Annotated in this window: 6 protein-coding genes; all 6 read left to right on the top strand. The window is 60.1% G+C overall.

Annotated elements, in window-relative coordinates; genetic code table 11:
• Window positions 1-203 precede the first annotated feature (203 nt).
• On the top strand, window positions 204-560 hold the full coding sequence (locus EOA24_RS19820) for a helix-turn-helix transcriptional regulator (protein ID WP_126081735.1): 357 nt from the start codon (window positions 204-206) through the stop codon (window positions 558-560).
• 5 nt (window positions 561-565) lie between these two features.
• Complete coding sequence (locus tag EOA24_RS19815; protein ID WP_127409992.1) at window positions 566-1,324, top strand: metallophosphoesterase family protein; 759 nt, start codon at window positions 566-568, stop codon at window positions 1,322-1,324.
• Window positions 1,325-1,383: 59 nt separating this feature from the next.
• Entirely contained in the window at window positions 1,384-2,175 is a 792-nt protein-coding gene (locus EOA24_RS19810) for an SH3 domain-containing protein (RefSeq protein ID WP_126081734.1), read from the top strand.
• Window positions 2,176-2,417: 242 nt separating this feature from the next.
• A complete protein-coding gene (gene carB, locus EOA24_RS19805) occupies window positions 2,418-5,921 on the top strand; it encodes a carbamoyl-phosphate synthase large subunit (protein ID WP_127409991.1) in 3,504 nt (1,167 codons plus the stop codon).
• A 503-nt stretch (window positions 5,922-6,424) separates the two neighbouring features.
• Entirely contained in the window at window positions 6,425-6,841 is a 417-nt protein-coding gene (locus EOA24_RS19800) for a hypothetical protein (RefSeq protein ID WP_126081732.1), read from the top strand.
• Window positions 6,841-8,218: NACHT domain-containing protein (locus EOA24_RS19795; protein WP_127409990.1), on the top strand; the 1,378-nt coding region annotated here is incomplete at its 3' end. The genes EOA24_RS19800 and EOA24_RS19795, both read left to right, overlap by 1 nt.

Below are 8,218 nucleotides of genomic sequence, written 5' to 3'. Positions count from 1 at the left end.
CGCTTGTCCATGGGATTTGTCCTTAGTTCAAAAGTTATTGAACAATTGGACATAACAGGGCATAATGTCAACCGAGCCGGGAGAAAATAGCTGAACCCTGCTGACAGCCCTGTGACAGGACGCGGCCGAAAGAAGAGCCTATGTCGGTCGGCAGAAAGAGGAGCCGCGTTGAAGTTCGTGCCGTTTGTGCTTAATTCTGGGTCATGAGCCTGCCCCATCCAACCGCCGACCAGATCAGCCTGCCGATCGTGCTTGCCGTGCTCGGCGACCCGACCCGGCTTTCCATCGTGCGCTATCTGGCTCGCAAGGAAGGCGTGCCGATGAACTGCAGCAAGTTTCTCGACCTCGCCTCCAAGACCAATCTCAGCTACCACCTCGCCAAGCTGCGCGAGGCGGGTGTCACGCGCAGCGAAGCGGTCGGCACCAGCCGGCTGATCACGCTGCGCCGCGACGACCTCGACAAGCGTTTCCCCGGCCTGCTCGACAGCGTGATCGCCGCGGCTGACGGCGACAAGGATCTGCCGGCGGTCGGCACCGCCGAAGTCGAGGTTTCGGCCTGAACCGCATGCGCATCGCTGTTATCGCTGACATCCATGGCAACCTCCTGGCATTGGATGCCGTGCTCGACGATCTGGACCGGCGCGGCGGCGCCGACATCATCGTCGATCTCGGCGACTGCGTCTCCGGCCCGCTCTGGCCGCGCGAGACGATGGAACGGTTGCAGGCGCTGAACCTGCCAACGGTACGCGGCAACCACGACCGCCGCGTCGCGCAGGACACGGCCGACGAAACCATGTGGCCCTCCGATCGCTATGCCCAGGAACGGCTGACTCCGGCGCAGCGCCAGGCGCTACTGGCCTTGCCGCTGACATTGGAGATCGCGCCCGGTGTCACCGCCTTCCACGCCCGGCCGGACCATGACGAGAAATATCTCGCCGACGCCATTGTCGATGGCCAGCTGGTGCGCGCCCCGCTGGCCGCGATCAGGCGCCGGCTGAACCCGCTCGATCCGGCCTGTCGCCTGGTGCTGTGTGGCCACAGCCACCGCAACGAGCTGATCCAAATTCCCGGCGGTCCGGTCATCTTCAATCCCGGCAGCGTCGGCTGCCCGGCCTATGACGACGACACGCCGCCGGCGCATGTCTCGGAGCAAGGCTCACCGCACGCCCGCTATGGTATCGTCGAGCTCGGCAAGGACGGCAGTCCCAGCCGCTTCGAGAGCATCGCCGTCGACTACGACCATGAAGCCGCCGCAAAGCAGGCCGAACAAGCGGGAAGGCCGGAATGGGCGCATGCGCTGCGGACCGGTTTTATGAAGGATTGAGCGCAGCTCGTATCCAGGATTGAGCGCCACGATTGAAGTGCATTGCTTATGGCCGAGGGATGAAGCGCAAAGTCACGCTCCGATCGTCGCTGCTGATCGCCGCTCCTTTGTGCCTGGCCGCTCTCCCGGCCTTGGCTCAGGATGCGCCAGGCACAATCATCTCGATCATCGGTGGTCTCGCGCCGGACGATCTGCTCAATATTCGCGCTACCGCTTCGTCAGGCGGAAAGATCGAAGCGCGCCTGCCCAACGGCTCGGCCGTCAAGAATTACGGCTGCAAGACCGTCAACAATTATCCTTGGTGCAAAGTCGAGGACACGCAGGACGCCCACATAACCGGCTGGGCGCCCGCACGCTATCTCAGCCCCAACAACCCGGCGTCTCCCCCTGAAGACGCCGCCGCGCCGGCCGCCGCTTCTGCCGCGCCTCAATCGCGTCCCGACGAGCCGCAGCCCGACATAGCGGCGCGCTTGGGCGGAGGCGAGCCGGCCGACCCGCCTTCCGCCGCCGAGATCGGCAGGACCGCCATGCAGGACGCCTATGGTCTTGCCTTCGCGGCAGCGACGAACGCCCCGTCCGAAGCCCCCAACGCCGGCATCCCCTGCGCTCGCCATGTCGGCCAACCGATGACCCGTTGCGAGATAGAAGTGGCGCGCACAGGCGGCGACAGCACCGTGGCGGTGACCTGGCCGGACGGCGGCACGCGCGTCATCAATTTCCATGACGGCAAGCCCGCCGGCTCCGACTCGCCGGACGAATTCCGCTTTACCCGCGAGGGCAACCTCAACATGATCCGCATCGGCCCATCCGAACGCTTCGAGATCACGGACCAGCTGGCAGCAGGGGAGTAAGGCAGTACGGCAATAAGGCAGTAGGGGAAGAAAGCACCTACTGCCCTACTGCCCTACTGCCCTACTGCCCTACTGCCCTACTGCCCTACTGCCCTACTGCCCTTCATTTTCGGGGTTACATCCCGCAAAACTCTTCCCTATAAGGCCCTCCTAGCCTGATACCAGAATCGCAAGCACAACCGGCCGGGTCCTCCCCCGCCCGGTTTTTCGTGCAAGCCGCTCGCCGAACGGATTTTTCGACTATGCCAAGACGCACCGACATCAAGTCGATCCTGATCATCGGGGCCGGCCCCATCGTCATCGGCCAGGCCTGCGAGTTCGACTATTCCGGCACCCAGGCCTGCAAGGCGCTGAAGGAAGAGGGCTTCCGCGTCATCCTAGTCAACTCCAATCCGGCCACCATCATGACCGATCCGGAGCTGGCCGACGCCACCTATATCGAGCCGATCACGCCCGAGGTGGTGGCCAAGATCATCGCCAAGGAGCGCCCGGACGCGCTGCTGCCGACCATGGGCGGCCAGACGGCGCTCAACACGGCGCTCTCGCTACGCCGCATGGGCGTGCTGGAGCGCTATCAAGTAGAGATGATCGGCGCCGACGCCCATGCCATCGACAAGGCCGAGGACCGCGCGCTGTTCCGCCAGGCAATGAGCAAGATCGGGCTGGAGACGCCGCGCTCGATGCTGGCCAACGCCACCGACGTCAAGAACGCCGACCGCAAGACCCATGAGGCCGAGCGCGCGGCGCTCAAGGCAGAGAACCCGGAAAATCTCGACGCCGCGCTCGACGCGCTGGAAACCCGCTGGAACCTCGGCGAAGGCGACCGCAAGCAGCGCTATATCAGCCATGCCATGGCGATCGCCGCCCAGGCGCTCGACCATGTCGGCCTGCCGGCGATCATCCGGCCCTCCTTCACCATGGGCGGCACCGGCGGCGGCATCGCCTACAACCGCGCCGAATTCTACGACATCGTCCAGTCCGGCCTCGACGCCTCGCCCACCACCGAGGTGCTGATCGAGGAAAGCGTGCTCGGCTGGAAGGAGTATGAGATGGAGGTCGTCCGCGACAAGGCGGACAATTGCATCATTGTCTGCTCGATCGAGAACCTCGATCCGATGGGCGTGCACACCGGCGACTCGATCACCGTCGCCCCTGCCCTGACGCTCACGGACAAAGAATATCAGATGATGCGCAACGCCTCGATCGCGGTGCTGCGCGAGATCGGCGTCGAGACCGGCGGCTCGAACGTACAGTTCGCCGTCAACCCGGCCGACGGCCGCCTTGTCGTCATCGAGATGAACCCGCGCGTCTCGCGCTCCTCGGCCCTGGCCTCGAAGGCCACGGGCTTCCCGATCGCCAAGGTCGCCGCGAAACTCGCCGTCGGCTACACGCTGGACGAGTTGGAGAACGACATCACCGGCGGCGCGACGCCGGCCTCCTTCGAGCCGACCATCGACTACGTGGTCACCAAGATCCCGCGCTTTGCCTTCGAGAAATTCCCTGGCGCCGAGCCCGTGCTGACCACCGCCATGAAGTCGGTGGGCGAAGTGATGGCCATCGGCCGCACCTTCCAGGAATCGCTGCATAAGGCCTTGCGTGGATTGGAAACCGGCCTGACCGGATTGGACGAGATCGAGATTCCCGGCCTCGGCCATGGCAGCGCGCCCGCCAGCCACACCGACGACCGCAACGCGATCCGCGCCGCGCTCGGCACGCCGACGCCGGACCGGCTGCGCATGGTGGCGCAGGCGATCCGCATGGGCACCTCGCTTGAAGACGTGCACGCCATGTGCAAGATCGACCCGTGGTTCCTCGAGCAGATCGCCGGCATCATCGCCATGGAGGAACGCATCCGCGAACATGGCCTGCCGCAGGACGCCGTCAACCTGCGCATGCTGAAGGCGATGGGCTTTTCCGACGCCCGCCTCGCCTCGCTGACCAGGACCGATGCTGAAGTCGTCCAGAAGAACCGCGAAAAGCTCGACGTTCATCCGGTCTACAAGCGCATCGACACCTGCGCCGCCGAGTTCGCTTCGCCGACCGCCTACATGTATTCGACCTATGAAGTGCCTTTCGTCGGCGAACCCGCCAACGAGGCGCGCGTGTCAGCGCGGAAAAAAGTCGTCATCCTCGGCGGCGGCCCGAACCGCATCGGCCAGGGCATCGAGTTCGACTATTGCTGCTGCCATGCCGCCTTCGCGCTGCGCGACGCCGGCTATGAAGCGATCATGGTCAACTGCAACCCGGAGACGGTCTCGACCGACTACGACACCTCCGACCGCCTCTATTTCGATCCGCTGACGGCGGAGGACGTGCTGGAGATCCTGCGCGCCGAGCAGGCCTCGGGCGAGCTGGTCGGCGTCATCGTCCAGTTCGGCGGCCAGACGCCGTTGAAGCTGGCTGACGCGCTGGAGAAGGCCGGCATCCCGATCCTCGGCACCTCGCCCGACATGATCGACCTGGCGGAAGACCGCGACCGCTTCCAGAAGCTCTTGCACAAGCTCAACCTCACCCAGCCGAAGAACGGCATCGCCTATTCGGTCGAGCAGGCCCGCCTCGTCGCCGGCGAGCTAGGCTTCCCGCTGGTGGTGCGCCCGTCCTATGTGCTCGGCGGCCGCGCCATGCAGATCATCCATGACGAAAGCACGCTGCAGACCTACCTGCTCGACACCGTGCCCGGCCTTGTGCCGGAGGACATCAAGCAGAAATATCCCAACGACAAGACCGGCCAGATCAACACGCTGCTGGGCAAGAACCCGCTTCTGTTCGACACCTATCTCTCGGGCGCCATCGAGGTCGATGTCGACTGCCTCTGCGACGGCAAGGAGACCTTCGTCTCGGGCATCCTGGAGCATATCGAGGAGGCCGGCATCCATTCGGGAGATAGCGCCTGCTCGCGGCCGACGCATTCACTGCACCCGGACCTCGTCGACGAGCTGGAGCGCCAGACGGCAGCGCTCGCCCGCGCGCTCAACGTCGGCGGCCTGATGAATGTGCAATACGCCATCCAGGACGGCACGGTCTATGTGCTGGAGGTCAACCCGCGCGCCTCGCGCACCGTGCCCTTCGTCGCCAAGACCATCGGAAGACCTATCGCGAAAATTGCTGCCCGCATCATGGCCGGCGAGACGCTGGAAAACGCCTTCGCCCATTACGGCGCCATGCCCGACCCACGCAATCCCGGCCACATCGCGGTCAAGGAAGCCGTCTTCCCCTTCGCCCGCTTCCCCGGTGTCGACATCCTGCTCGGACCCGAAATGCGCTCGACCGGCGAGGTCATGGGCCTCGACCGCGACTTTGCGCTGGCCTTCGCCAAGAGCCAGCTCGGCGCCAATGTCGACCTGCCCCGCTCCGGCACGCTGTTCGTCTCGGTCCGCGACGAGGACAAGAAAGGCATCCTGCCGGCGGTCAAGCGTTTGGCGGAACAGGGCTTCAAGGTGCTCGCCACCTCCGGCACCGCACGCTTCCTCGCCGAGAACGGCGTGGTTGCCGAAAAGATCAACAAGGTGCTCGAAGGCCGTCCCCACATCGAGGACGCCATCCGCAACCGCCAGGTCCAGATCGTCTTCAACACCACGGACGGCCAGAAGGCGGTGTCGGACTCGAAGTCGCTGCGTCGCGCGACGCTGATGCAGAAGGTGCCCTATTACACGACGCTGTCGGGCGCCGCGGCGGTGGCGGAGGCGATCGCGGCGCTAAGGGCCGGGAACTTGGAGGTGCGGCCGTTGCAGGAGTATTTTGGCTAGGCCCAAGGCTTCTCCACACTGCGAACCAACCTACCATCGGAACGAACCGCGCTGGACTCACCTTAACGGTGACTGCCATCGTCTACATTGTTTCCGGCTGCTACAAAGCTCTTAGCTGCCTATTGAACGAGGCGCTCCCACCTTGCCTTCCGTCGGCGTTGTGACAGGATGCGAGGGCGTACGGCTAATAGATTCCCGTTGCCCAAGGTGGATAATTTCTCGGTTTTTGGCTGCATTGCACCTAGGATCAATAAGCATTCAAAATGACCCAAACGTCTGTTGTAGCATTCGTTGATTGGACTGCCCAGATTCATATTGCCGGCGGGACCGGTATTCGCAATCCTCGCACACGCGCCACCGTGACTCTCGAGAACGTTTCAAAGATAATATCATCTACTCTGAAAAAATTATCAGCAAACACCAACGTTAGATTTCGGGTAACTCTTCGGTTATATCATGGGTGGCACCGCGGACTAAACCCGACGGAAAATAGAATAGCAGTTATGGATGTAGTTAACGACCCTGATTTTGTCTTTTCGGTAAACTCTAAAGATATTCACATTGAAAACCAAATTGGATACGGGGAAACCCTTCTAAATTCGCTTCCGCATCGATTTGTGCAGCAGTCGGGGAAGTCAATGCCGAAAATAAATCTTCCAGACACGTTCAGAAGACCTCTAAACGATAATATCCCCAGAGAAAAAATGGTGGATACATCACTTGCCTGCGATATACTAACTCACGCTCGATCCGATTCCAGAGATTGGCGTTTAGTGCTGGCGGAAGATGATGATCTCGTCCCGGCACTATTTGTAGCAGAAGCATGGTCAAAAAGTCGCGGAGGCAGGACGGTGCTCGTAAGACGTCGAAAGAATAACAATTACCTTTCCTTGGACGGCCTCTTGCAGGAGATCGACTAATGGTAAATAACATAGATATCATAAAGGACGAGCTTGCAGTTTTTGCGGACATTGGCACTGGCACGCCACATCATCAGGAAGAAGAAACAGGAACAATATTTCGTTTCGTTCGACTGGGGCATGAAGTTACAGTCAAATTCCTAAAGAGCGGAAAGATAGAGTACAACAAGGAAGGATTTTCTGCCGAGACATTTATTAACTATAAATCTCTATTATCGTCAACCGACTTTGCAAATTTGAAACTTTGGGCCACGTCCCAGTCAATAGCTCTCCAGGACTTGATCAAGGAGAAGAATATAATTGAAACAGTCGGCAGACTAAGCTCGAAAGCTCGGAATATAGACGCCAAGATTGGGGCAATCGAGAAGTTTCTGGTTGAAGAAAGAGCGCCGGGTCAGTCTGTTCGCGTTTTATTAATTGACGGCCCGGCGGGTATTGGGAAGACTCATTTCGTCGAACAGATAGCATCCCTTCGAGCCAGAGACTTTGTAAAAACGCAACGCCCCTTGATACTGCATGTCAAAAGCAGGGGTAGGATATTGACCTTTATTCAAGATCTGATGGCTTTCAGCCTTCAGTCTTTAAGGCTCCAGGTAACATACGATCAGATTCCGATTCTTGTCAGGCATGGGCTGGTTCAACTTGCTATCGATGGTTTCGACGAACTGGGCGATCCCAATGGTTACGAAACCGCATGGGGACAGGTTCGAGAGCTCGTCGAAGATATCGAGGGCGAGGGAACCATAATTCTAGCGGGCAGAGAAACGTTTATCGGAAGGGAACGACTACTCAAGGCCGTCCCTAGACTTGACGAAGAACACCACGAAGTCGGCGTGTTCAGCATCCTGCCCACCACACCCAATGCAGCGAAAAGCTGGCTAAAGAATAAAGTGCCTGATGCGCGGGTCGATGAAGCCAGTGAGCTAGGCCTCTTTGACGAGGGCTCTTATGCGCTGCGACCGTTCTTCCTCTCCCAAATCGCCGAGTTGTTATCTAAGGACATCGATCTTGAGTCAGCGCCGCCTTTGGTCTCTCTTACCAAGCTTATGATCGAGCGCGAAGCAACTAAATTTCCCAATGCCCTCATTGAGCTCATGGAACTAAGTGGTCTGCGCAGGTTCGTACTCGACGTTTTAACCGAAATTGCACGCGACATGGCGGAAAACCAAGTCGATTCAATTGATGATGATACGCTATTTTGGATCGCCGAAACTGCTGCGGGAGACGACTTCGATGCAGATTCGCTTCGGTTAATAAAAAATAGGATACAAGCCATAGCTTTTCTGGAAAATGACGAACGGCGGGGGCGCCGCAGATTCGCTCATTCCGAATTTTTTAACTACTTCCTAAGCCATTCGGCAATTTCCGCAATATCAC

Source organism: Mesorhizobium sp. M2A.F.Ca.ET.039.01.1.1 (genome assembly GCF_003998035.1).
In the GTDB taxonomy this organism is placed as follows: domain Bacteria; phylum Pseudomonadota; class Alphaproteobacteria; order Rhizobiales; family Rhizobiaceae; genus Mesorhizobium.
The sequence above is the reverse complement of the archived record's forward strand: the minus strand, read 5'-3'. Positions and strand labels throughout refer to the sequence as shown.